Raw genomic sequence first — 23,356 nt, 5'->3', positions numbered from 1 at the left:
TCAGCGACGAGACCCCATGGCCCGCACCCGCGCCAGCGACTACGACGACAAGCGCCGGGCGATCCTCGATCGCTCGGCCGAACTCTTTGCCGCCCACGGCTACGACCGCGCTTCGATGAGCCGGATCGCCGAGGCCTGCGGCGTCTCGAAGGCGAATCTGTACCACTATTATCGCGACAAGGACGAGATCCTGTTCGACGTGATCCGGCTGCACCTGGAGGAGCTGCTGGAGGCCGTCGAGGCCGCCGACCGCCCCGGCCTCGCGCCCGAGCCGCGCCTGCGCAGCCTCGCCGAGGCGCTGCTCGAGGCCTACCGGGATGCCGACGCGCAGCACAAGGTGCAGATCAACCATTTGGGCCTGCTTGCGCCCGAGCGGCAGGCGGAGCTGAAGGCGAGCGAGCGCGAATTGGTGCGGCTGTTTTCCGAGGCCATCGCCGGGGTGGCGCCGCACCTCGCCGGGACGCCCTTGCTCAAGCCCGTGACCATGTCGTTCTTCGGGATGGTGAACTGGCACTATCTCTGGTTCAAGCCCGGCGCCGGGCTGACGCGGGCGGATTACGCCGATCTCGTCACCCGGCTGATCGCCGAGGGGGCGCGGGGGATTGCGGGGGAACCGATGCCGGAGGCGCGGGTGGCGGGGTGAGGCTCGCCCGTAACCCTCCCCCCTCTGCGCAGGGCTGCCCGGGAAAAATCCCGCTCAAAATCAAGCGCGGGATCCCCTCTCCCGTGTGGGAGAGGGGTAGGGGTGAGGGTGACACGCTTCAGAGTGATACTGAACCGTCCCGCTGCCAGCACAGCGGTTACGGCTTTACACGGAAGCGTGTCACCCTCACCCCCGGCCCCTCTCCCACACGGGAGAGGGGAGGCGCGCCATTCTTTTCCCCGGGCGTCCCCCCCGCAGAGGGGGAGGGTTCATTTGCGAGCGGACGATCACACCTCCGCGGCGAACCGCCCGTGGCAGTGCTTGTACTTCTTGCCCGAGCCGCAGGGGCAGGGCTCGTTGCGGCCGACCCGGCCCCAGGTCGTCTCGTCGTCGGGGTTGCGCTCCAGCACCGACCCGTCGGCAGCGAGCGCCTGGCCGGCATATTCGTAGGCGCCGCCGCCGCCGCCCGCCGGGCCCTCCGCGAAGGCGAACTCGTTCTCGCCGGTCACCGGGTCGAGGTGCTGGGGGAACATCGGCGGCAGGCTCGGCTGCTCCGGCTCCTGGTACATGATCTCGACCCGCATCAGCTGGCCGGTCACCTGCTCGCGCAAGCTGCCCACCAGGCTGTTGAACAGGTCGAACGCCTCGGACTTGTACTCGTTGAGCGGATCGCGCTGGGCGATGCCGCGCCAGCCGATCACCTGGCGCAGGTGATCGAGGGTGACGAGGTGCTCGCGCCAGAGGTGGTCGAGGCTCTGGAGCAGGACCTGCTTCTCGACATAGGCCATCACCTCGGGCGTGTTGCGGGCGGTGCGCTCGGCGTAGGACTCGTCGGCGGCCTTGTGCAGGCGCTCGCGGATCTCCTCGTCGGCGATGCCCTCCTCCTTCGCCCAATCCTCGACCGGCAGGTCGAGGTTGAGGTCGCGGGTCACGCTCTCGCGCAAGCCCGCGATGTCCCACTGCTCCGGATAGGCATCCTCCGGCACGTGGCGCGCCACGATGTCGTCGATCACGCCCTGGCGCATCTCGTCGACGGTCTCGCGCACGCTGTCCTGCGCCATGAACTCGCGGCGCTGCTCGAACACGACCTTGCGCTGGTCGTTCATGACGTTGTCGTACTTGAGCACGTTCTTGCGCATGTCGAAGTTGCGGGCTTCGACCTTCTGCTGCGCCTTGGCGATCGCCTTGTTGATCCAGGGATGGATGATCGCCTCGCCTTCCTCGAGCCCGAGGCGCTGGAGCATCCCGTCCATGCGGTCGGAGCCGAAGATCCGCATCAGGTCGTCCTGAAGCGAGAGGTAGAACTTCGAGCGGCCGGGATCGCCCTGGCGGCCGGAGCGGCCGCGCAGCTGGTTGTCGATGCGCCGGCTCTCGTTGCGCTCGGTGCCGACGATGTAGAGGCCGCCGGGCAGCGCCGTCTTGCGGCCGGCGGCCGGGTCGGCGGGCTCGCCGGAGGCCAGCACCTTAGCGCGGTTCTGGTCGATCTCGGCCTTCAGGGTCGCGATGCGGGCGTCGCGCTCCGGCCCCTCGGGGACGTTGGCGAGCTCCTGCTCGATGCGCATGTCGAGGTTGCCGCCGAGCTTGATGTCGGTGCCGCGGCCGGCCATGTTGGTGGCGATGGTGATCGCGCCGGGCACGCCCGCCTCGGCCACGATGTAGGCTTCCTGCTCGTGGAAGCGGGCGTTCAGCACCGCGAAGCGCTTGGTCACCCGGCCCTCGCGCGCCGCCGCATACACGTCCTCCAGCGCCGACGGGTCGCTGTAGTCGAGCGGGGTGTAGCCGTGCTTCACCAGCAGGCCGGCGATGTGCTCGGAGCGCTCGATCGAGCCGGTGCCGACCAGCACCGGCTGCAGCCGGGCATGCGCCTTGTCGATCTCCTTGATGATCGCGGCGTATTTCTCGTCGACGGTGCGGTAGACCTCGTCGTCCTCGTCGACGCGCTCGACCTCCTTGTTGGTCGGGATCTCGACCACTTCGAGGTTGTAGATCTCGTGGAACTCGTCCGCCTCGGTCGAGGCGGTGCCGGTCATGCCGGCGAGATGCTTGTAGAGGCGGAAGTAGTTCTGGAAGGTGATCGAGGCCAGCGTCTGGTTCTCGGGCTGGATCTCGACCCGCTCCTTGGCCTCCAGCGCCTGGTGCAGCCCTTCCGAGTAGCGCCGGCCGGGCATCATGCGGCCGGTGAACTCGTCGATGATCACCACCTCGTCGTTGCGGACGATGTAGTCCTTGTCGCGGGTGAACAGGGTGTGGGCGCGAAGCGCCTGGTTGACGTGGTGGACCAGCGTCACGTTGTGGGCGTCGTAGAGGTCGCCCTCCTTGAGGATGCCGGCCTCGCGCAGCAACTCCTCGATGTGCTCGTTGCCGGCCTCGGTCAGCGAGACGGTGCGCTGCTTCTCGTCGAGGTCGTAATCCTCGCGCACCAGGCGCGGCATCACCGCGTCGATGGCGGTGTAGAGGTCGGAGCGGTCGTCGATCGGACCGGAGATGATCAGCGGCGTGCGCGCCTCGTCGATCAGAATCGAATCGACCTCGTCGACAATCGCGAAGTTGTGGCCGCGCTGGACCATCTGGCCCAGCTCGTACTTCATGTTGTCGCGAAGATAGTCGAAGCCGTACTCATTGTTGGTGCCGTAGGTGATGTCGCAGGCGTACGCCGCCTTGCGCTCCGCATCGTCCAGCCCGTGGACGATGATGCCGGTGGTCAGCCCGAGGAAGCGGTAGACCCGGCCCATCCATTCCGCGTCGCGACGGGCGAGGTAGTCGTTGACGGTGACGACGTGGACGCCCTTGCCCGACAGGGCGTTGAGATAGGTGGCGAGCGTCGCCACCAGGGTCTTGCCCTCGCCGGTCTTCATCTCGGCGATGCCGCTCTCGTGCAGCACCATGCCGCCGATCATCTGAACGTCGAAGTGGCGCTGGCCGAGCACGCGCTTGGCCGCCTCGCGCACCGTGGCGAAGGCCGGGACCAGGATGTCGTCGAGCGTCTTGCCGGCGGCGAGCTCGGCCTTCAGCATGTCGGTGCGGGCGCGCAGAGCCTCGTCGGACAGGGCCGCCAGCTCGGGCTCGAGGGCGTTGATGGCCTGGACGCGGGGTCGGTATCCCTTCACCCGGCGGTCGTTGGACGACCCGAAGATCTTCTTGGCAAGGGAACCCAGCATCGTGAACCTGCGATCGATCGTAACGGTAGTGGCGCGCGCCGCGGGCGCCTTATAGGCCCATATAGGGAGCCGTGCACCCAAAAGGCAGCGGTCGCCGCGGACCAACTTGGCCGTGCTGCGAAAGACGGGGGGCGCAGGGCCGGAACGCCGCTTGATTCCCGCGCCGGCACCGCCCTACCTGCCATTTGGTACAGGTACCAGGGATGCGGCCGCAACGTCGGCCGGGGAGGAACACCATGACACGCTTGAGCCGGGCGCTCGCCCGCACCACCGCCCTCGCCGCCGGCCTTTCCTTCGCGCTCGCCGCGGGGCTGGCTTTCGCCCCTGCCGCGCAGGCGCAGAATGCAGGGCAGAAGGGCGTCTCCGACGGCGTGGTGAAGATCGGCATCCTCAACGACCAGTCCGGCGTCTACGCCGATTTCGGCGGCCGCGGTTCGGTCGAGGCGGCCAGGATGGCGGTCGAGGATTTCGGGGGCAAGGTCCTCGACGTGCCGGTGCAGATCGTCGACGCCGACCACCAGAACAAGCCGGACATCGCCTCCAACATCGCCCGGCAGTGGTACGACACCGACAAGGTCGACGCGATCATGGAGCTGACCACCTCGTCGGTGGCGCTCGCGGTGCAGGGCCTCTCGAAGGAGAAGCGCAAGATCACCATCGTGGACGGGGCCGCCACGTCCGATCTCACCGGCAAGCAATGCACGCCGTACGGCTTCCACTGGGCCTACGACACCCATGCGCTCGCGGTCGGCACCGGCGGCTCGCTGGTCGAGACCGGCGGGGACACCTGGTTCTTCCTCACCGCCGACTACGCCTTCGGCTCGGCGCTTCAGGCCGACGTGACGCAATACGTCACCCAGAAGGGCGGCAAGGTGGTGGGCGCGGTGCGCCATCCCTTGAGCGCCCCGGACTTCTCCTCGTTCCTGCTCCAGGCGCAAGGATCGGGCGCCAAGATCATCGGGCTCGCCAATGCCGGCCTCGACACCGCGAACGCGATCAAGCAGGCGGCGGAATTCGGGATCGTCCAGGGCGGCCAGCGCCTCGCGGCCCTGCTGTTCACGCTCTCCGAGGTCCACGGCCTCGGCCTCAAGGCGGCGCAGGGCATCGTGCTGACCGAGGGCTATTACTGGGACCTCGACGACCAGGCCCGGGGCTTTGCCAAGCGGTTCATGGCCAAGACCGGAAAGATGCCGAACATGATCCAGGCCGGCACCTATTCCTCGGTGCTGCACTACCTGAAGGCCGTGAAGGCCGCGGGCACCGACGACACCGACGCGGTGGCGGCCAAGATGCGCGAGCTGAAGGTCGACGACTTCTTCGGCCGCGGCGGCACGGTGCAGGCCAACGGCCGCATGGTCCACGACATGTACCTGTTCCAGGTCAAGTCGCCGGCCGAGTCGAAGGCGCCATGGGACTACTACAAGCTGCTGGCGACGATTCCGGGCGACAAGGCGTTCCTGTCGGCCAAGGCGAGCGGGTGCCCGCTGACGCAGTAAACGTCGATATTTCAGCAGCGGCAATTCCGCTTCACAGGGTCATCCCGGGGCTCGCCGAAGGCGAGAGCCCGGGATCCAGAGCCGCGAGAGGTGCAGGAAGCAGCGAAACGTTGTCCGCTCCATCCTGCACCACCTGTGCTTCTGGATTCCGGGCTCCGCTTACGCGGCCCCGGAATGACACTGAGGGTATGAGGACCGTCGCGCCGACCGAGAAGAGGAGCGCCCCGTCCGGGACGCCCCACCCCAATCACGCGATGTACTGGCCGCCGTTGATCGTCAGCGTCGAGCCGGTGATGAAGCCCGCCTGCTCGCCGGCCAGGAACTCGACCGCGCGGGCGATCTCCTCGGCCTCGCCGAGGCGGCCGACCGGGATGTGCGGCAGGATCTTGGCCTTCAGCACCTCCTCGGGGATCGCCTTCACCATCTCGGTGGCGATGTAGCCGGGCGCGATCACGTTGACGGTGATGCCCTTGTTGGCGTTCTCCTGGGCCAGGGCCTTGGCGAAGCCGATCACGCCGGCCTTGGCGGCGGAGTAGTTGGTCTGGCCCATCTGGCCCTTCTGGCCGTTGATGGACGAGATCAGGATGATGCGGCCGAAGCCGCGCGAGCGCATGCCGTCGATCAGCGGGCGGGTGCAGGTGAACATCGAGTCGAGGTTGGTGCGGATCACCGCCTGCCACTGCTCGAAGGTCATCTTGTGGAACATGCCGTCGCGGGTGATGCCGGCATTGTTGACCAGGATGTCGATCGGGCCGAGCTCGGCTTCCGCCGCGCGGATGCCGGCCTCGCAGGCGGCGGCGTCGCCGACGTCGAACTTGAAGACCGGGATGCCGGTCTCGGCCTTGAAGGCCTGCGCGGCCTCGTCGTTGCCGCCGTAATTGGCCGCGACCTTGTATCCGGCCTCCTTGAGACCTTTCGAGATCGCAGCGCCGATGCCGCGGGTGCCGCCGGTGACCAATGCGACGCGTTCAGCCATGTTTGCCTCTCCTCTTGAGCGTTCGAGCGATCCGTCCCTCGGCGCGGTTCCGTGGTACTTTACGGAAGGCGGCCGTTCCACAACGAAGGCGGGTGCTGTCCCGCTTCTTTAAGTACTAACTGTAAGAGAGCGGCCGCGCTCCCGGCCGCCCTTCGTCACGCGACTAACATTTCAGCGTGACTTCACTGCTCAGCGCTCGAGGCACATCGCGACGCCCATGCCGCCGCCGATGCACAGGGTGGCGAGGCCCTTCTTGGCGTCGCGGCGCTGCATCTCGTGCAGCAGGGTGACGAGGACACGGGCGCCGGACGCGCCGATCGGGTGGCCGATGGCGATGGCGCCGCCGTTCACGTTGACCTTCGCGTCATCGAAGCCGAGGTCTTTGTTGACCGCCAGCGCCTGGGCGGCGAAGGCCTCGTTGGCCTCGATCAGGTCGAGGTCGGAGGCCTTCCAGCCGGCCTTCTCGAGGGCCTTGCGCGAGGCCGGGATCGGGCCGGTGCCCATGATCTTCGGGTCGACGCCGGCGGTGGCCCAGGAGGCGATGCGGGCGAGCGGCTTGAGGCCGCGCTTCTCGGCCTCGGCCGCCGACATCAGCACCAGGGCGGCGGCGCCGTCGTTGATGCCCGAGGCGTTGCCGGCGGTGACCGTGCCGTCCTTCGAGAAGGCGGGCTTGAGCTTGGCCATGCCCTCGGGGGTCGCGCCCTCGCGGATGTACTCGTCGGTATCGACCACCACGTCGCCCTTGCGGCCGGGCACGGTGACGGGGGCGATCTCGTCCTTGAAGCGGCCGTCCTTCTTGGCGGCCTCGGCCTTGTTCTGCGAGCGGGCCGCGAAGGCGTCCTGCTCCTCGCGGGTCAGCTGCCACTGCTGGGCGATGTTCTCGGCGGTGTTGCCCATGTGGTAGCCGTTGAAGGCGTCCATCAGGCCGTCCTTCAGCATCGTGTCGACGAGCTTCAGGTCGCCCATCTTCTGGCCGCCGCGCAGGTACTGGGCGTGGGGGGCCATCGACATCGATTCCTGGCCGCCGGCCACGATGATATCGGCGTCGCCGTTGGCGATCTGCTGCATGCCGACCGCGACGGTGCGCAGGCCGGAGCCACAGAGCTGGTTGAGCCCCCAGGCGGTCTTCTCCTGCGGGATGCCGGCGGCCATGGCGGCCTGGCGGGCCGGGTTCTGGCCTTCGCCGGCGGCGAGCACCTGGCCGAAGATCACCTCGTCGACCTCCTCGGGGGAGACCTTGGCCCGCTCCAGGGCCGCCTTGATGGCGACGGCGCCGAGCTTGTGGGCCGGCACGGTGGCGAAGGCCCCGTTGAACGAGCCCACCGGCGTGCGGGCGGCGCCCACGATGACGATATCTGCCTTCTCGGCCATGCGCCTCTCCTCTCGATCCTCACCCAGCGTCGCGGGCCTGCGTCCCGAGGCCGGTCCCACGCGCTTTGCGTTGGATGAAAGCGCTGCAATGCGGGAAGTCAAGGCGTGCCAAGGCCCGCCCCCGGGGTGGCAGCGCGACCAGTTTGCGTGGACGGCGCGCAGATTGCTATTTTCGCCAGCACACGAAGGCCTTAAGGTCCGATCATGAGAACCGGTGAAAATTCGGCTCGCCCGGCGTCCCCCAGTTCCGGCCGGGTCCGCCAGAAGGTCGGCCAAGGAGTTGGCCACAAGATCGGCCAAGAGATAGGTCGAGAGATCGGCCAAGAGATTGGCGCACAGGGAGGCCACGCACCGATGGCGGAGAGCGGCAAGTCGACACCCACCGTCATCAAGAAGTACGCCAACCGGCGTCTCTATCACACGGGCACCTCGACCTACGTCACGCTGGAGGACCTCGCCGCGATGGTGCAGGCCGGCGAGGACTTCGTGGTCTTCGACGCCAAGTCGGGCGAGGACATCACCCGCTCGGTGCTGACCCAGATCATCTTCGAGCAGGAGAACAAGGCCGGCGCCGAGAACCTGCTGCCGGTGGCCTTCCTGCGCCAGCTGATCCGCTTCTACGGCGACAGCATGCGGGCGATGGTGCCGAGCTTCCTCGAATATTCCATGGACAATCTCGCCCGCGAGCAGGACGGCCTGCGCGAGAAGATGTCCCAGACCTTCGGCCCCACCGCCTTCCAGCACGCCATGGAGGAGCAGGTCCGGGCCAACATGAGCTTCTTCAGCGACGCCATGCGGATGTTCACGCCGTTCGGCGCAGGCGGCCAGCCGGCTCCCGGCGACAAGCCGGCCGAGGCGCCGACCCCGGCGGCCCCGGCCCCGAAGGGCGAGCTCGACGACATCAAGCGCCAGATGGCCGAGATGCAAAGCCGGCTCGAGGCGCTGGCGAAGAAGTAAATCGGGTCGGGAGGGAACGCGGCAGGCGACTTGCGGCGTTGGTCCGTCGTCGCCTCGCGGAGCCCCCGGCATGTCCCAGCCCGATACGCCCGTCCCGGTTCCGAACGCCACCGGCCGGGCCCTCGTCCCGACCGAGGTCGCGGCGCCGGCGCGCGCCGCGCCGGCCCGGCCGCTGGCGACCTTCCTGGTCCAGCTGATCGACGGGCCGACCGGGACCCTGAGGCCGTCGCGCCTCGACCGGTCGCGGGTGGCCTCGGAGCGTTATGCGGCCGCCGCGGGGTGCGACTGACGCCAGGATCGGGGCATCCCAACCACGACCTCATCCTGAGGTGCCGCGCAGCGGCCTCGAAGGAGGGCTCCGGCAAGCTCGGAGACGCCTGGAGACCCCCTTCGAGGCTCCCTGACGGTCGCACCTCGGGACGAGGTCGTAAGGTAGGACAACGAAGACGGTGCCGTCGCTGGCGCGCCAAGTAAAACGCTCACGCGTCCCGGCCTTTTCCTCCGCCTTCGTTTCGGCAGCGGTCGCGACCGACGCCGCCCATCGTCCATGACCGCTCGGTGGTCGCAGCCTTGGATTTGCTCGCCGGCGGCGCCTCATGGTCGCCCACGAACGAGAACGGCGCCCGCGGAGGGGCGCCGTCATCCCGTGCCGGTCATCGGCGGCGCGTGAGCGCGCCGCCACACCGGATCACGCGTCGGACTTGACCTTCAGGACCTGGCGACCGCGATACATGCCGGTCTTCAGGTCGATGTGGTGCGGGCGGCGCAGCTCGCCGGAATCCTTGTCCTCGACGTAGGTCGGGGCCTTGAGGGCGTCGGCGGAACGGCGCATGCCACGCCGCGACGGAGAGGTCTTTCGCTTCGGAACGGCCATTGGAACTACTTCCCGTGCAACAAAATAGGCGCGAAGCTGCCCCGGGCGGAGCCGCCGCGCGCGTCGCGATCCTGATCGGAGCGGGGTCTATAGAGGAGACGCGCCGCCCTGGCTAGGGGACCGGTCCCAGAAATCCGCTCGCCCGCTTCATACACCCATTAAGCTGGCGTTCAACGGCGAAGGTCGCATGATGGGCCCTGCCGCTCCGGAAAGCCCCCGATCCGGAGGCGAGAGAGCGGCACGATCGGAGCTGTTCCCGATGACGCGCTTTCCCCGCCTGACCCGCGCCCTGGCGCTGACCGCCCTCCTGGCCGCGGGCCCTGCTCTCGCCCAGACACCGGCACCTGCGACCCCGACGACGCGGCCGGCCCCCACCACGACGGCCCCCGTCGCGCCCAAGGCGCCCGAGGCCCCGAAGGCCGCCCCCGCCGCGCAGCCGTCCCCGGCGGGCAAGCCCGCCCTCATCGACCTCAACAGCGCGAGCAAGCAGGAGCTCGAGACCCTGAAGGGCATCGGCGCGGCGCGCTCCGAGGCGATCATCAAGGGCCGGCCCTATCGCGGCAAGGACGAGCTCCTGTCGAAGAAGATCGTGCCATCGAACGTCTACGACGACATCAAGGACAAGATCATCGCCCGCCAGAAGTCCTGACGGCACGCCTCCCTGCCGGCGATCCTTGCCGGCGATCCTTGTCGGCGATCCTTGTCGGCGATCCTTGCCGACCATGGGGAGGGGTGCTAGGCGCCGGGGCGGCTCCTCGCTTCCCCGGACACCCTCTCCCATGCCCCACCGCCTGCACCGCGGCGACCTGCCCGACGATTACGTGCCGGGCCCGGCCATCGCGGTCGATACCGAGACCCTCGGCCTGCAGCCCCACCGCGACCGGCTCTGCGTGGTGCAGATCTCCCGCGGCGACGGCGAGGCCGACGTGGTGCAGATCCCCAAGGCCGGTCCCGAGCCGGTGGTGCTCAAGCGGGTGATGGCCGATCCGGCGGTCACCAAGATCTTTCACTATGCCCGCTTCGACCTCGCGGTGCTGTATCATCGCCTGGGCGTGATGCCGGGGCCGGTCTACTGCACCAAGATCGCCTCGCGGCTCGCCCGCACCTATACCGACCGGCACGGCCTGAAGGACTTGGTGCGCGAGCTGGTCGGCGTCGATTTGTCGAAGCAGCAGCAATCCTCGGATTGGGGCGCCGACACCCTGACCCAGGCGCAGATCGACTACGCGGCTTCCGACGTGCTCCACCTCCACGCCCTGCGCGACCGGCTCGACATGATGCTGGCCCGCGAGGACCGGACCGCGGTCGCCCAGGCCTGCTTCGACTTCCTGCCGACCCGCGCCCGCCTCGACCTGCTCGAATGGGACGAGACCGACATCTTCGCGCATAGCTGAGGCTTGAGCGAACGGGACGAAGCGTCGCCGTTCTGTTAACCTGGCGGCCATAACTTCGACACCGGGCCGGAGCATGGGGCCGACGTCCCACGCATTCCGCGCCGGACCTCGGTACGATGCAGGCGGTCACGACCTTGCTGCAAGCTTCCCCGTTCGAGACGGTTCCATCCCCGGGCCTCGATCCCCGGCGCCTGCGGGCCCATGCGCGGGCGCGCCGGCACAGCGCACAGGTGCGCTGGCTGCGGCGCGCGATTCCCCTTGGGGCGGGGGCGGCGGGGCTCGCCATCGTGGTCGGGACCTGGCTCAATCCGTTCGCCGATCTCGGCGTCTCGGTCAGCCTCGGCGGGATCGGCGTCTCGGGCTCGAAGGTGACGATGGAGAGCCCGCGGCTCTCAGGCTATCGCTCGAAGGACAACCGGCCCTACGTCGTGACCGCCAAGGCCGCGCTCCAGGACGTGCGCAAGCCCTTCGTGATCGAGTTGCAGAGCATGCTCGGGCGCCTCACCACCGACGAATCGGGGGGGCTCGCCCATATCGAGGCGACGGCTGGCATCTTCGACACCCAGAAGGAGTCCCTGGACCTGAGCCAGCACATCCGCCTGTGGACCGACAAGGGCCAGGAGGCGCGGCTGACCTCGGCCCATGTCGACTTCAAGGCCGGCACGATGTCCTCGCGCGAGGCCGTCACCGTCACGATGCCGACCGGCTCGATCAAGGCCGACGGCCTCGACGTGACCGAGAACGGCAAGACCATCTCGTTCGTCGGCAACGTCAAGGCGGTCTTCTCCAACCACATGCCCTCGCAAGATTCCTCGGACCAGGATCCGCCGCTGCGGACCACCGAGGCCCAGATCAAGGACGATTGAGCCCGTGCGTCCCCGTCTTCCGGCCCTCGCGGCGCTCCTCACCCTCGCGGTCGTCGCCCTCCCGTCGGTCCCGCGGGCCGAGACGCCGGCGCCCGCCGCCGACAAATCCACCGCCAAGAAGAAGGAGGCCGGCTCCGGCTTCGGTGCCTTCGGCAGCGGCGGCGGCAAGGAGCCGATCAAGATCGACGCAGACCGGCTCGACGTGTTCGATCGCGAGAACAAGGCGGTCTTCGCCGGCAACGTCGTGGCGGTGCAGGGCGAGAGCACGATCCGCTGCTCCAGCATGACCGTGCATTACCAGCGCAAGGAGAAGGAGCCGAAGGCCAAGGTCGCCGAGGCCAAGGGCCTTGAGGTGAAGCCCGACGCGAAGGCGTCCATCGCCCAGCCGGCGGAGGCCAAACCCGTCGAGAAGGCGGTGAAGGTCGAGGCGAAGCCCGAGCCCAAGACGGAGGCCAAGGCCGAAAAATCCTCCGACCCGACCGACGGCAGCGCGATCCGCCAGGTGGTCTGCGCCGGCCCGGTTACGGTGGTGTCGAAGGACCAGGTGGCGAGCGGCGACAACGCGGTGTTCGACCGGGTGGCGAACCGCGTCGTGCTGACCGGCAACGTGGTGCTGAGCCAGTGCCAGAACGTCACCCGCGGCTCGCGCCTCGTCTACGACATGAATACCGGCCGGGCGAACATGGACCCGGTGGCGGGCGGGCGCGTCTCGGCGATGTTCGTGCCGGGCGGCAAGGATGACGGCGCCAAGGGCAAGCAGGCGGGGTGCGCGCAGCCGCCGGGGCAGGCGGGCAAGGCGGCGCCGAAGCCGAGGGGGTAGGCGGGACAATCTCGACCGCGGGACTGGCCGCCGAGGGTGGTGGCGTCGGCTACGGGGGGCCGAGCACGGTCAGCCAGGCCGCCAGCGCCAGCAGCGTGACCAGCAGCACGGGCGGGGTGATGACCAGGCCCACCTTCATGTACTGGCCCCAGGTGATCGTCTGCCCCTTGCTGGCGAGCACGTGCAGCCACAACAGCGTCGCCAGGCTGCCGATCGGCGTGAACTTCGGCCCGAGATTGCAGCCGATCACGTTGGCGTAGATCATCAGCTCGCGGGTCAGCGGCGACAGGTCCGGGGCGTGCTGGATCGAGAGCGCGCCGATCAGCACCGACGGCATGTTGTTCATCACCGACGACAGGATGGCCGCCGCAAAGCCGGTGCCGACCGTGGCGGCCCACGGCCCCTGCCCACCCAGCCAGACCAGGCCCTTGGCGAGTTCGTCGGTGAGGCCGGCGTTCCGCAGGCCGTAGACCACCAGGTACATGCCGAGGCTGAACAGCACGATCTGCCAGGGTGCGCCGGCCAGCACCTTGCGGATCGGGATCATGCAGCTGCGGCCTGCGAGCAGCAGGAGCGCGGCCGCCCCGGCACAGGTGACGGCCGAGACCGGCACGCCGAAGGGCGCGGTGACGAAGTAGGCGGCGAGCAGCACGCCGAGCAGCGGGAACGCGGCCCGGAAGACCAGCGGGTCACGGATCGCCTGCCGGGGCGGTTCCAGCGCCTCGACCGGGTAGGCCGCCGGCACGACCCGCCGGAAATACCACCACAGCACCGCCAGCGTCGCAGCGAGCGACACCAGGTTCACCGGCACCATCACCGCCGCGTACCGGCCGAACGTCACGTCGAAGAAGTTGGCCGAGACGATGTTGACCAGATTGGAGATCACCAGCGGCAGGGAGGTCGAGTCCGCCACGAACCCGCAGGCGACGATGAACGCCAGCGCCGCCGCCGGCTTGAAGTCCAGGCGCAGCAGGATCGCCAGCACGATCGGCGTCAGCAGCAGCGCGGCGCCGTCGTTGGCGAACACCGCCGCGATGGCGGCGCCGAGCAGGATCACCAGTGGGAACAGCCGCCGGCCCCGGCCGCCGCCCCATCGGGCGACGTGCAGGGCGGCCCAGTGAAAGAACCCGGCCTCGTCGAGCAGCAGGGAGATCACGATGAGCGCCACGAAGGTGAACGTGGCGTCCCAGACGATGTGCCAGACCACCGGAATGTCGCCGGGGTGGATCACGCCGGTGGCGAGGGCGATGCCCGCGCCGGCCAGGGCGCTCCACCCGATCCCGAGGCCCTTGGGCTGCCAGATGACGAACACGAGGGTGAAGAGGAAGATGGCGAGCGCGAGCATCGGGGAGGTTTCTTGTTGTGGTTGGGGTGAGGCTCAGGCGGTGGCGACGCGGCGGCCGTGCTCGTCGACGATCCGCTCGCCGTCTTCCTTGACGAACTCGCCCTGCTGCGCCGGCAGCAGGTCCAGCACCGCCTCGGAGGGCCGGCACAGGCGCACGCCCCTGGGGCTCACCACCAGGGGGCGGTTGAGCAGGACCGGATGCGCCGCGACGGCATCGAGCAGTTGCGCATCGGTCAGGGCCGGATCGCCCAGCCCCAGTTCCGCATAGGGCGTACCCTTTTCGCGCAGCAAGTCGCGGATCGTGAGGCCGGCGCGATCGAGCAACGCGACCAGCAGCGCCCGCGAGGGCGGGGTCTTCCGGTACTCGATCACGTGCGGCTCGATGCCGGCGTTGCGGATCATCGCCAGGGTGTTGCGGGACGTGCCGCAGGCCGGGTTGTGATAGATGATCACGTCGAACGACTCAGGCATCGGCAGTGTCTCCGGGAGTGCAAAGGCAGGCCGCCAGGGCTTCGACGGCCGGGGTGCAGACCTCCGGCCGGCCCTGGCAGCAATCGCGCATCAGAAATTCGACCAGGCCGGACAGGCCCGTGAAGGCGGCGCTGTAGATCACCGAGCGCCCTTCGCGCCGCGACCGGATCAGCCCGGCGTGGCTCAGTTCCTTGACGTGAAAGGACAGGTTGGTGCCGGATACGCCGACCTCGCCGGCCAGTGCGCCGGCCGCCAGGCCGTCCGGGCCGGCGGTGACGAGCGCCCGCACGATGCGCAGGCGGTGCTCCTGGCCGAGGGCCGCGAAGGCAGCGACGGCTTGCCGTTCGTCCATCATTGCTGCAATATCTCAATCATTGTTGAAACGTAGATGAAAGCCGTCCCTTGGACAAGCCCGCTCAGCCGTTCACCGACGGCCTGCCGAACCTCAGTGCGGCCCACTTCGAGACGCCCACCGCCGCCGCCCTCGCGCCCCGGCAGACTTTCACCCACGCCCCCCGGTTCCTGATCCTCTACGGGTCGCTCCGCGAGCGCTCGTTCAGCCGCTTCCTGGCCTGCGAGGCCGCCCGGCTGCTCGAAGCGATGGGCGGCGAGGTGCGCATCTTCCATGCGGACGGGTTGCCTCTGCCCGACGACACCACCGCCGATCACCCCAAGGTGCAGGAGTTGCGCACCCTCTCGCTCTGGTCCGAGGGGCATGTCTGGGTGTCGCCGGAGCGGCACGGCAACCTGACCGGCGTGATGAAAAGCCAGATCGACTGGCTGCCCTTGTCCGAGGGCGGGGTGCGCCCGACCCAGGGCCGCACCCTCGCCGTCATGCAGGTGTCCGGCGGCTCGCAGAGCTTCAACGCCGTGAACTCCCTGCGCCTGCTCGGCCGCTGGATGCGGATGATCACCATCCCGAACCAGTCCAGCGTGCCGATGGCCTACAAGGAGTTCGACGAGGCCGGCCGGATGAAGCCGGGGCCGCTCTACGAGCGCGTGGTCGACGTGTGCGAGGAGCTGATGAAGTTCACGCTGCTGACCCGCGAACGGGCCGATTATCTCGTGGACCGCTACAGCGAGCGGAAGGAACGGGAGCCGGACCGGCTCGTGGCCGTGGCCGCCGACATCGGCTTCGTGAAGCGGTAGACCGGTCGCCTTCAGGCTCGATCAGGCATCGCACGAAGGTCCGTGGGCAAGAGCGGTCAAGCCCACGGTCAAGCCCATGGTGTCCCTGTGGGGGCATGACGGCCCGGCGATCGCGTCGCCGGGCCGCCCCATCCCGCTTACGCCGACACCAGCGGCGTCCCGGCCTCCGCCGTGCTGTCCGCCGCGACCTTCACCCCCTCGCTTCCCTGCGCCTCGACCACGGCCGCGGCGGTGATGTTGACGATGCCCCGCGCCGTCACCGACGGGGTCAGGATGTGGGCGGGCTGCGCCGGGCCAAGGAGCAGCGGCCCCACCGGCAGCGCGTCGGCGAGCATCTTGGAGAACTGGAACGCGATGTTGGCGGCATCGAGATTCGGCATGATCAGCACGTTGGCCTCGCCCTTGAGGCGCGAGCCCGGCAGCACCTTGTCGCGGATCGCCTGGGACAGGGCGGTATCGGCCGCCATCTCGCCGTCGACCTCGAGGTCGGGGGCGCGCTCGCGCAGGAGGGTGAGGGCCTGGCGCATCTTGCGGGACGAGGCGGTGTCGAACGAGCCGAAATCGGCGTGGCTGACCAGCGCGATCTTCGGCGACAGGCCGAAGCGGCGGGCGGTGTCGCCGCAGGCGATGGCGACGTCGGCGATCTCCTCGGCGCTCGGATCGGGCCTCACATGGGTGTCGGCGATGAAGTAGGCGCCCTTCGAGGTGACGATGAGGCTCAGCGCCGCGAAGTCCCGGGCGCCGGGTGCGAGCCCGATGATGTCGCGGATTACCCGCAGCTTGCTCTCGAAGCGCCCTTCCAGGCCGCAGATCAGCGCGTCGGCCTCGCCGCGGCGCACCGCCAGCGCGCCGATCACCGCGTTGTTGGTGCGCACGAGCGTCCGGGCGGCGTCGGGCGTGATGCCGCGGCGGCCGGCGAGGTCCAGGTAGGTCTGGACGTAGGCGCGGTAGCGCGGATCGTCGTCGGGGTTGATCAGCTCGAATTCGCGGCCGGGCTGGATCGCGAGGCCGAAGCGCTTCAGGCGGGTCTCGATCACGCTCGGGCGGCCGATCAGGATGGGCTTGGCCAAGCCTTCCTCGACGATCGCCTGGACGGCGCGCAGCACCCGCTCGTCCTCGCCCTCGGCATAGACGACCCGGCGCGGGTCCTCCTTGGCCTTGGTGAAGACCGGCTTCATAATGAAGCCGGAGCGGTGCACGAACCGGTCCAGGGATTCGGCATAGGCCTGCACGTCCGGCAGCGGACGCTTGGCGACGCCGGAATCCATTGCCGCCTGCGCGACGGCGGGGGCGATGCGCAGGATCAGGCGCGGGTCGAACGGGCTCGGGATCAGGGAGTGCGGGCCGAAGGGCCGCGCCTCGCCGCCATAGGCGCGGGCGACCACGTCGGACGGGGTCTCGCGGGCGAGCCCGGCGATCGCCTTGACGGCCGCCGCCTTCATCTCCTCGTTGATCGTGGTCGCGCCGACATCGAGCGCGCCCCGGAAGATGTAGGGGAAGCACAGGACGTTGTTGACCTGGTTCGGGAAGTCCGACCGGCCGGTGCAGATCATCGCGTCCGGCCGCTTCTCCTCGGCGAGGTTCGGCATGATCTCCGGATAGGGGTTGGCGAGCGCCATGATCAGCGGCTTCTCGGCCATCCGCTCCAGCATCTCGGGCTTGAGCACCCCGCCGGCCGAGAGGCCCAGGAACACGTCGGCGCCCGGGATGATCTCGGCGAGCGTCCGGGCCTGGGTGTCCTGCGCGTAGACCGACTTCCAGCGGTCCATGAGCTTTTCACGGCCCTTGAAGACGACGCCTTCGAGGTCGGTGACGTAGATGTTCTCGCGCCGCGCGCCGAGCGAGACGAGCTGGTTGAGGCAGGCGAGGGCCGCCGCGCCCGCGCCCGAGGTGACGATCTTGACCTCGGCGATGTTCTTGCCGGCGAATTCCAGCCCGTTGAGGACGGCGGCCGCCACGATGATCGCGGTGCCGTGCTGGTCGTCGTGGAAGACCGGGATGTTCATCCGGGCCCGGCAGCGCTCCTCGACCTCGAAGCACTCCGGGGCCTTGATGTCCTCGAGGTTGATGCCGCCGAAGGTCGGTTCGAGCGCCGCCACCACGTCGACGAGCTTGTCGACATTCTTCTCGTCGAGCTCGATGTCGAAGACGTCGATGCCGGCGAACTTCTTGAACAGGACCGCCTTGCCCTCCATCACGGGCTTGGAGGCGAGCGGGCCGATATCGCCCAGCCCCAGCACCGCGGTGCCGTTCGAGACCACCGCGACGAGGTTCTGGCGCGCCGTCAGGCTGGCGGCCTCCTCCGGGTCGGCGACGATCGCCTCGCAGGCGGCGGCCACGCCCGGGGAATAGGCGAGCGCCAGGTCGCGCTGGTTGCCGAGCGGCTTCGTCGGCTGGATCTCCAGCTTCCCGGGTCTCGGATTCCGGTGATAGAACAGCGCGCCGCTCTTCAGATCGTCCGAAATGTTGCTGCTCACCGCGCTGTCTCCCCGGATCGCCCAAAAAGTCGGGCTTGCCATCCCGCCCGCGTCTCGCAAGGGAGCCCGCGGGTGAGGGGTTTCCTGCACCGCCTGCGGCAGGGGCGCAACCCTCACAACGAGACCCGCCTGCATCTCGCCAAGCTTGCGGCCCGCCATGGCTTCCGGATCGGGCCCTACTCGTACGGCAGGCCGAAGATCCGCTTCCCGGAATCCGGCGCGCGGCTGTCGATCGGCCCCTATTGCTCGATCGCCGACAAGGTCGAGATCCTGTTAGGCGGCAACCACCGGACCGACTGGGTCTCGACCTACCCGTTCGCCGCGATGACGGGCCTGTGGCCGGACCTCGACGCGCCGGACGACTACCACGCCTCGCGGGGCGACGTGGCGATCGGCGCCGATGTCTGGCTGGGTTCCGGCTGCCTGATCCTGTCGGGGGTCACGGTCGGCCCCGGCGCCGTGGTGGCGGCCCGCGCCGTCGTCGCCCGGGACGTGCCGGCTTACGCGATCGTCGCCGGCAACCCGGCCCGGGTGATCCGCCACCGCTTCCCACCGGAGATCGCGGCGGCGCTCGTCGAGACCGCCTGGTGGGACCTGCCACCGGAGCGGGTGCGGGCCCTGGTGCCGCTGATCCAGAGCGGCGAGGCCGAGGCCCTGGTGCGGGCCCTGAGGAACCTGGATCCGGCGCCGCTGCGGTGACCTCCGGGAGGGTGCCGCGGGCCCCGAGGTTTCGGGGTCTCACATCCCCGGTATCTGCCGCTCCAGGAAGGCCTGCACGCTTCCGGCGCGTTCGGCCATGCGCTCGTTCACGCACATCTGCACGGTGGTGCCGTAATACAGCATCCCGAGGCTCTTCTGCTTCTGGCACTCGTAGACCGGCTGGGCGTAGAGGCCGCCGACGACCAGCACCGGCAGGGCCAGCACCTTGGCGAGAGCCGCGAGGCCGCCGAGGAAGCGGCTCCGCGACGGTTCGGGCGTCGGCGCCCACACGATCTCGATCGTGCGCACATCGTGCCCGTCCCGGCGCATCGGAGGCCGGGACACCGCCTCGCCCTGCGGCGTGAACCGGTCGGGCAGGGTCGCGGGCGCGAACGGGCGCGACCCTCCATCGCGACTCTCGGCGACCATCCGGCGGAAATCGGCGTTCGTCAGAGCCATGGCTGCCACCCTTGTCCGAGGATCCCACAATGGGGCGCGACGGCCCCGGTCGACGATCTCCTTGCGTCAGGCGTGCCAACGGAAACCGATTGGAAACCATGCCGCTACGGCACATTTCGCCGGAGCGGGGCGGGTCCGGTGGTGCCGGGCCCGTTCCGTTCGAAGCGTGGTTGTATCAGGACGGGGCAGGTTGCTCAGCACTCTTCCCCACCCGCCAGCCGCTTCTCGTACCGCCAGGCGGTCGTGCCGTCCTCGTAGTAATCCGGCACGGTCTCGAAGCGGTGGTAGCCGCTGCGCTCGTAGAGGCGGATGCCGGCGCCGTTATCCTCGCGCACCTCCAGGCGGAGGGACTCGCAGCCCCGGGCCATGGCCTCGGCCTCGGCGGCCCCGAGCAGCACCCGGCCCAGGCCCGTGCCGGCCCGGCTCGGCGCCACCGCGATCGAGGACAGGCGCGCGCGCGCGCTGCCGCGGCGGCGCTCGATCGTGGCGGCGCCGACCAGAACCGCCCCGTCGAGGGCGACGAGCAGCGAGATCGACGGCGACCCGATGGCGTGGCGGATCGCCCGGCGCTCGGCCCGGTCGGTGGCGAAGGCCGCGGCCTCGAGCGCCATCAGGGCGTCGAGGTCCTCCCGGATCGCCGGCCGGATCGTGACGGCCGGCGCCCGGGCGGGATCGCCGCTCACGCGGCCTGCCACGGATAGGTCCAGGTCTCGGTCAGGGTCTGGCCGCGGGCGCGCAGGAAGGCGCGCAATTCGGTCGATTGCCCGGGCTGGTCGAGCCGCACGTCGATCGCCGCGCGAAAGCCCCGGACGTGGAGGTTGGGCACCAGCGAGACCGCCAGGATCTTGCCCTGCGTCGTCGAGGGCACGATCTCGACCGCCTTCGGGTCGGTGAGCCAGTAGCCGAGGTCGCCGCCCGAGAAGTCGACGAGGAAGCGCCGGGTGCGCGGCTCGCTGGCATCCGCCGTGCCGCCGCTCGCCGTGGTGCGGGCGACGTAGGTGTTCACGACGCGCCCGCCGGGATGCAGGTCGTCGGTCTCGGCGAGCGCCCGGATCTTGTAGGACAGTTCCACCGCCTCGCCGGCCTTGTAGGGCTGCTTGGGCTGCCAGGAGGCCACGATGTTGTCGTGGGTCTCGTTCTCGGTCGGCAGCTCGACGAGGCGCACGGTGCCCTCGCCCCACTCGCCCTGCGGCTCGACCCAGTAGCCCGGGCGGCGGTGATAGTACGCCTCGAGGTCCTGGTAATCCTCGAACACCCGGTCGCGCTGCATCAGCCCGAAGCCCTTCGGGTTGCGGTCCTCGAAGGCCGAGATGCAGCGCTCCTTCGGGTTGCGCAACGGCCGCCAGATCCACTCGCCGCCGCCCGACTGCATCAGGAGCCCGTCGGAATCGTGCAGCTCGGGGCGGTAATCGTCCGAGTGGTGGCGGTCGTTCTCGCCGATGAAGAACATCGAGGTCAAGGGCGCGATCCCGACCGTGGCGAGGTCCCGGCGCGGAACCAGCGTGCAGCGCACGTCGACCACGGTCTCGTCGCCGGGATAGACCAGGAACTGGAACGCACCGGTGCAGGACGGCCCGTCGAGGAGGGCGTAGATCACCGCCCGGTCGGCGCCCTTCGGCGGCATCTCGATCCAGAACTCGCGGAAGACCGGGAATTCCTCCGGCCCGCCGACGCCCTCGACGTTGACGGCTAAGCCCCGGGCCGAGAGCCCGTAGAGCTGGTCGCGGCCGAGGAAGCGGTAGTAGCTCGCGCCGAGGAACGAGATCAGCTCGTCGAGCACGCCCGGCTTGTTGAGCGGGTAGTGCAGCCGGAAGCCCGCGAAGCCCAGAGTGACCGGCAGCGGCTTGTCGATGGTGGTGCGGCCGTAATCGAACAGGGCCGGCTGGTAGGGGATCGGCGTCGGCACGCCGTCGCGCACCACGTTCACGGTCACCGGCCTCGTATAGAGGAAGCCGGGATGGAACAGCTGGAGCCGGAACGGCCCGTCCAGGTCGCCGAGCAAGGCCTTGTCCGGCCGGAAGCGGATGTCGCGCCAGGCATCGTAGTCGAGCGAGGCCAGCGGCGCCGGCAGCGGCGCCACGGCGGCCTCGAACGGCGCTCCGGCCAGCGCCTTCGCCCGGCGCACCACCTCGTCGAAGCGGAAGCGCGGCGGGCCCGACGGGGCCGGGCTCGGGGCCGGCGGCGGCAGGGCGCTCGGGCCGGGCTGGGTCGGCCCGACCTGGGCGGAGGCCGTCCCGGTCAGGGCGGCGGAGGAGAGCAGGCCGGCGAGGAGCGCGCGGCGCGAGGGTGCGATGGTCATGGTGTCCCGGAGAATAGGGCGTCCCGGCTGAACGGCCGCCTCGTGCGTCGCCGCGCTGAATGGCCCGTCCGGCGCCGCTTGAGAAGGCCCCGCGGCATGACGGTGTCGTCATGTGCCGGACCCGCTCCCGCCGCCCGCTGTATCTCCCGCGCCACGCTGGGGAATTCCGCCGGAAATCGGGAGATCGGGGCTTGCGGTCGGGGGGCATGGTCCGTATCTACCGCCTTGCCCAATTTCGCACGTGCCTGTGGCCGCGTGCCGGTTGGTGGGCATCCGGACAAGAGGCCGGACAGCCGCCAGGGGTCTTAAAGGATCGATGGCCGGGAAGGGTGGATCCCTCCGGCCGGCATCCAGGTGGAAACACCGGACCCCGACAACAACCGGCAGCCGGAGGCAAAACCGGCGAACCCCGCTCTCCACGGGGGACGCAGCTTAAAGCAACGACGAACGGGCTTTTTTGGTCTCGTCGGCCCTCCAAAGGCCGACACCGAAGAGGCTTGTTTCTCCTTGCCCCGAGTGCGGATCGGGTTTCCCCGTTCCAAGCAAAGGCAGCTTCCGGGTGCTCTGCGCCCGCGCCGTCTGGCGTGTCTCCACAGCACGTCGGCGCCGCGTTGCATCGCCCCCTGACGCCGGACGGCCGACGCGCGCCGTCTCGATCTCGACTTCGGGTTCCCGCGGGAGCCCTCTCGAACCTTTGGTGGGGCTGATCATGACCGATCGCATCCGCGATTTCCTGCGCGTGCGCCGCGAGCTCGGCCGGGACGAGGGTCCCGTGATGGTGCTCGACCTCGACGTCGTGCGCGACAACTACGCCGCCTTCGCCCGCGCCCTGCCGGACACGCGCGTCTTCTACGCCGTCAAGGCGAACCCCGCTCCCGAGGTGCTGCGCGCGCTGGCCGAGATGGGCTCCTGCTTCGACACCGCCTCGGTGGTCGAGATCCAGATGGCGCTCGCCGCCGGTGCCACCGCCGACCGCGTGTCCTTCGGCAACACCATCAAGAAGGAGCGCTGCATCGCCCGCGCGCTTCAGCTCGGCGTGCGGCTCTTCGCCGTCGACTGCCAGGCCGAGGTCGACAAGATCGCCCGCGCCGCCGACGCGGTCAAGGTTGCCCGCGAGGACGTGCAGGTGTTTTGCCGCATCCTGTGCGACGGCGCCGGCGCCGAGTGGCCGCTCTCGCGCAAGTTCGGCTGCGTGCCGGAGATGGCGGTGGACGTGCTCGAGCACGGCACCCGGGCGGGCCTGCACGCCTACGGCGTGTCGTTCCATGTCGGCTCGCAGCAGGGCAACACGGAAGCCTGGGACGGGGCGCTCGCCTCGGCCGCGATGATCTTCCGCGAATGCGCGCATCGCGGCATCCATCTCTCGATGGTGAACCTCGGCGGCGGCTTTCCGACCAAGTACCTCAAGGCGGTGCCGGGCGTGGAATCCTACGGCGACGCGATCTTCCGGGCGCTGACCAAGCATTTCGGCAACCAGCTGCCCGAGACGATCATCGAGCCGGGCCGCGGCATGGTCGGCAATGCCGGCGTGATCGAGGCCGAGGTGGTGCTGGTCTCGCAGAAGTCGGACGCGGCCGACGAGGTGCGGTGGGTCTATCTCGACATCGGCAAGTTCGGCGGCCTCGCCGAGACGATGGACGAGTCGATCCGCTACCGTATCGTCACCGAGCACGACGAGGATCGCACGATCCCCTGCGTGCTCGCCGGTCCGACCTGCGATTCGGCCGACGTGCTCTACGAGAAGACCCCGTACCCGCTGCCGGTCTCGCTCGCCATCGGCGACAAGGTGCTGATCGAGGGCGCGGGCGCCTACACCACCACCTATGCGGCGGTGGCGTTCAACGGCTTCCCGCCGCTCCAGTCCTACGTGATCTGACGGGTTCGGCGCCGCAAGGCGCCGGT

General features: G+C 69.4%; 22 protein-coding genes. 11 read left to right on the top strand and 11 right to left on the bottom strand.

Translation table 11 applies throughout. The annotated features are described in order from the left end of the window. Nucleotides 1-16 precede the first annotated feature (16 nt). On the top strand, nt 17-643 hold the full coding sequence (locus F1D61_RS15165) for a TetR/AcrR family transcriptional regulator (protein ID WP_203158720.1): 627 nt from the start codon (nt 17-19) through the stop codon (nt 641-643). A gap of 287 nt (nt 644-930) precedes the next feature. On the opposite strand, the gene secA is transcribed toward F1D61_RS15165, so the two are convergent. Beyond that, on the bottom strand, nt 931-3,801 hold the full coding sequence (gene secA, locus F1D61_RS15160; protein ID WP_203158719.1) for a preprotein translocase subunit SecA: 2,871 nt from the start codon (nt 3,799-3,801) through the stop codon (nt 931-933). Nucleotides 3,802-4,037: 236 nt separating this feature from the next. On the opposite strand from secA, the gene F1D61_RS15155 reads away from it, so the two are divergent. Continuing rightward, nucleotides 4,038-5,297, top strand: a complete 1,260-nt coding sequence (locus F1D61_RS15155) for an ABC transporter substrate-binding protein (RefSeq protein WP_203158718.1) — start codon at nt 4,038-4,040, stop codon at nt 5,295-5,297. A gap of 247 nt (nt 5,298-5,544) precedes the next feature. Here the strand turns inward: F1D61_RS15155 and phbB are convergent, their stop codons facing one another. After that, the gene (gene phbB, locus F1D61_RS15150; RefSeq protein ID WP_203158717.1) at nt 5,545-6,273 is read right to left on the bottom strand and encodes an acetoacetyl-CoA reductase; all 729 of its coding nucleotides are present in this window, start codon (nt 6,271-6,273) and stop codon (nt 5,545-5,547) included. 189 nt (nt 6,274-6,462) lie between these two features. Then, nucleotides 6,463-7,644 (bottom strand): acetyl-CoA C-acetyltransferase, encoded by a 1,182-nt coding sequence (locus F1D61_RS15145; RefSeq protein ID WP_048425698.1) that lies wholly within the window; start codon nt 7,642-7,644, stop codon nt 6,463-6,465. Nucleotides 7,645-7,998: 354 nt separating this feature from the next. Here F1D61_RS15145 and phaR point away from each other — a divergent pair, with 354 nt between their 5' ends. Together phaR and F1D61_RS15135 are read left to right on the top strand one after the other, a co-directional pair. Beyond that, the gene (gene phaR, locus F1D61_RS15140) at nt 7,999-8,601 is read left to right on the top strand and encodes a polyhydroxyalkanoate synthesis repressor PhaR (protein ID WP_203158716.1); all 603 of its coding nucleotides are present in this window, start codon (nt 7,999-8,001) and stop codon (nt 8,599-8,601) included. 70 nt (nt 8,602-8,671) lie between these two features. After that, entirely contained in the window at nt 8,672-8,890 is a 219-nt protein-coding gene (locus tag F1D61_RS15135) for a hypothetical protein (RefSeq protein ID WP_203158715.1), read from the top strand. A gap of 399 nt (nt 8,891-9,289) precedes the next feature. Here the strand turns inward: F1D61_RS15135 and rpmF are convergent, their stop codons facing one another. Beyond that, nucleotides 9,290-9,475: a 50S ribosomal protein L32 gene (rpmF, locus tag F1D61_RS15130; RefSeq protein WP_048425702.1), complete on the bottom strand. Its 186-nt coding sequence runs from the start codon at nt 9,473-9,475 to the stop codon at nt 9,290-9,292. 259 nt (nt 9,476-9,734) lie between these two features. Here rpmF and F1D61_RS15125 point away from each other — a divergent pair, with 259 nt between their 5' ends. From F1D61_RS15125 to F1D61_RS15110, 4 genes are all read left to right on the top strand, one after another. Further along, nucleotides 9,735-10,124 carry a ComEA family DNA-binding protein gene (locus F1D61_RS15125; RefSeq protein WP_203158714.1) on the top strand — a complete coding sequence of 130 codons (390 nt, stop codon included), beginning with the start codon at nt 9,735-9,737 and terminating at the stop codon, nt 10,122-10,124. Between the two features lie 130 nt (nt 10,125-10,254). Next, nucleotides 10,255-10,869 carry a ribonuclease D gene (locus F1D61_RS15120; protein WP_203158713.1) on the top strand — a complete coding sequence of 205 codons (615 nt, stop codon included), beginning with the start codon at nt 10,255-10,257 and terminating at the stop codon, nt 10,867-10,869. A gap of 116 nt (nt 10,870-10,985) precedes the next feature. After that, nucleotides 10,986-11,735 (top strand): LPS export ABC transporter periplasmic protein LptC, encoded by a 750-nt coding sequence (gene lptC, locus F1D61_RS15115; protein WP_203158712.1) that lies wholly within the window; start codon nt 10,986-10,988, stop codon nt 11,733-11,735. Between the two features lie 4 nt (nt 11,736-11,739). Then, nucleotides 11,740-12,555, top strand: coding sequence for an LptA/OstA family protein (locus F1D61_RS15110; protein WP_203158711.1), 816 nt, complete (start codon nt 11,740-11,742; stop codon nt 12,553-12,555). Nucleotides 12,556-12,604: 49 nt separating this feature from the next. Here F1D61_RS15110 and F1D61_RS15105 read toward each other — a convergent pair whose 3' ends face one another. From F1D61_RS15105 to F1D61_RS15095, 3 genes are read right to left on the bottom strand one after another with little or no spacing between them, the layout of a single operon-like run. After that, nucleotides 12,605-13,900 carry an arsenic transporter gene (locus F1D61_RS15105; protein ID WP_203158710.1) on the bottom strand — a complete coding sequence of 432 codons (1,296 nt, stop codon included), beginning with the start codon at nt 13,898-13,900 and terminating at the stop codon, nt 12,605-12,607. A 33-nt stretch (nt 13,901-13,933) separates the two neighbouring features. Beyond that, nucleotides 13,934-14,371, bottom strand: coding sequence for an arsenate reductase (glutaredoxin) (gene arsC, locus F1D61_RS15100; protein WP_203158709.1), 438 nt, complete (start codon nt 14,369-14,371; stop codon nt 13,934-13,936). After that, nucleotides 14,364-14,723: an ArsR/SmtB family transcription factor gene (locus tag F1D61_RS15095; protein WP_203159091.1), complete on the bottom strand. Its 360-nt coding sequence runs from the start codon at nt 14,721-14,723 to the stop codon at nt 14,364-14,366. The genes arsC and F1D61_RS15095 overlap by 8 nt, the downstream gene beginning before the upstream one ends. A gap of 50 nt (nt 14,724-14,773) precedes the next feature. On the opposite strand from F1D61_RS15095, the gene arsH reads away from it, so the two are divergent. After that, the gene (gene arsH / locus F1D61_RS15090; RefSeq protein WP_203158708.1) at nt 14,774-15,520 is read left to right on the top strand and encodes an arsenical resistance protein ArsH; all 747 of its coding nucleotides are present in this window, start codon (nt 14,774-14,776) and stop codon (nt 15,518-15,520) included. Nucleotides 15,521-15,657: 137 nt separating this feature from the next. On the opposite strand, the gene F1D61_RS15085 is transcribed toward arsH, so the two are convergent. Then, nucleotides 15,658-17,997 (bottom strand): NADP-dependent malic enzyme, encoded by a 2,340-nt coding sequence (locus F1D61_RS15085; RefSeq protein WP_281437043.1) that lies wholly within the window; start codon nt 17,995-17,997, stop codon nt 15,658-15,660. 84 nt (nt 17,998-18,081) lie between these two features. Here F1D61_RS15085 and F1D61_RS34240 point away from each other — a divergent pair, with 84 nt between their 5' ends. Continuing rightward, a complete protein-coding gene (locus F1D61_RS34240; RefSeq protein WP_246775971.1) occupies nt 18,082-18,696 on the top strand; it encodes a CatB-related O-acetyltransferase in 615 nt (204 codons plus the stop codon). 39 nt (nt 18,697-18,735) lie between these two features. Here the strand turns inward: F1D61_RS34240 and F1D61_RS15075 are convergent, their stop codons facing one another. The 3 genes from F1D61_RS15075 to F1D61_RS15065 all read right to left on the bottom strand — a co-directional run bounded on the left by F1D61_RS15075 (nt 18,736) and on the right by F1D61_RS15065 (nt 21,454). Then, nucleotides 18,736-19,155 (bottom strand): hypothetical protein, encoded by a 420-nt coding sequence (locus F1D61_RS15075; RefSeq protein WP_203158707.1) that lies wholly within the window; start codon nt 19,153-19,155, stop codon nt 18,736-18,738. 194 nt (nt 19,156-19,349) lie between these two features. Beyond that, nucleotides 19,350-19,850, bottom strand: coding sequence for a GNAT family N-acetyltransferase (locus tag F1D61_RS15070; RefSeq protein ID WP_246775900.1), 501 nt, complete (start codon nt 19,848-19,850; stop codon nt 19,350-19,352). Further along, nucleotides 19,835-21,454: a glucan biosynthesis protein gene (locus tag F1D61_RS15065; RefSeq protein WP_203158706.1), complete on the bottom strand. Its 1,620-nt coding sequence runs from the start codon at nt 21,452-21,454 to the stop codon at nt 19,835-19,837. Before F1D61_RS15065 ends, F1D61_RS15070 begins: the two co-directional genes overlap by 16 nt. A 709-nt stretch (nt 21,455-22,163) precedes the next feature. Between F1D61_RS15065 and F1D61_RS15060 the strand changes: the two genes are divergently transcribed. After that, the gene (locus tag F1D61_RS15060) at nt 22,164-23,330 is read left to right on the top strand and encodes a type III PLP-dependent enzyme (protein ID WP_203158705.1); all 1,167 of its coding nucleotides are present in this window, start codon (nt 22,164-22,166) and stop codon (nt 23,328-23,330) included. Nucleotides 23,331-23,356 lie beyond the last annotated feature (26 nt).

The sequence above is a fragment of the Methylobacterium aquaticum genome, from assembly GCF_016804325.1.
Taxonomy (GTDB): Bacteria; Pseudomonadota; Alphaproteobacteria; order Rhizobiales; family Beijerinckiaceae; genus Methylobacterium; species Methylobacterium aquaticum_C.
Note: the sequence above shows the minus strand (reverse complement) of the source record. Positions and strands in the feature narration are given on the sequence as shown.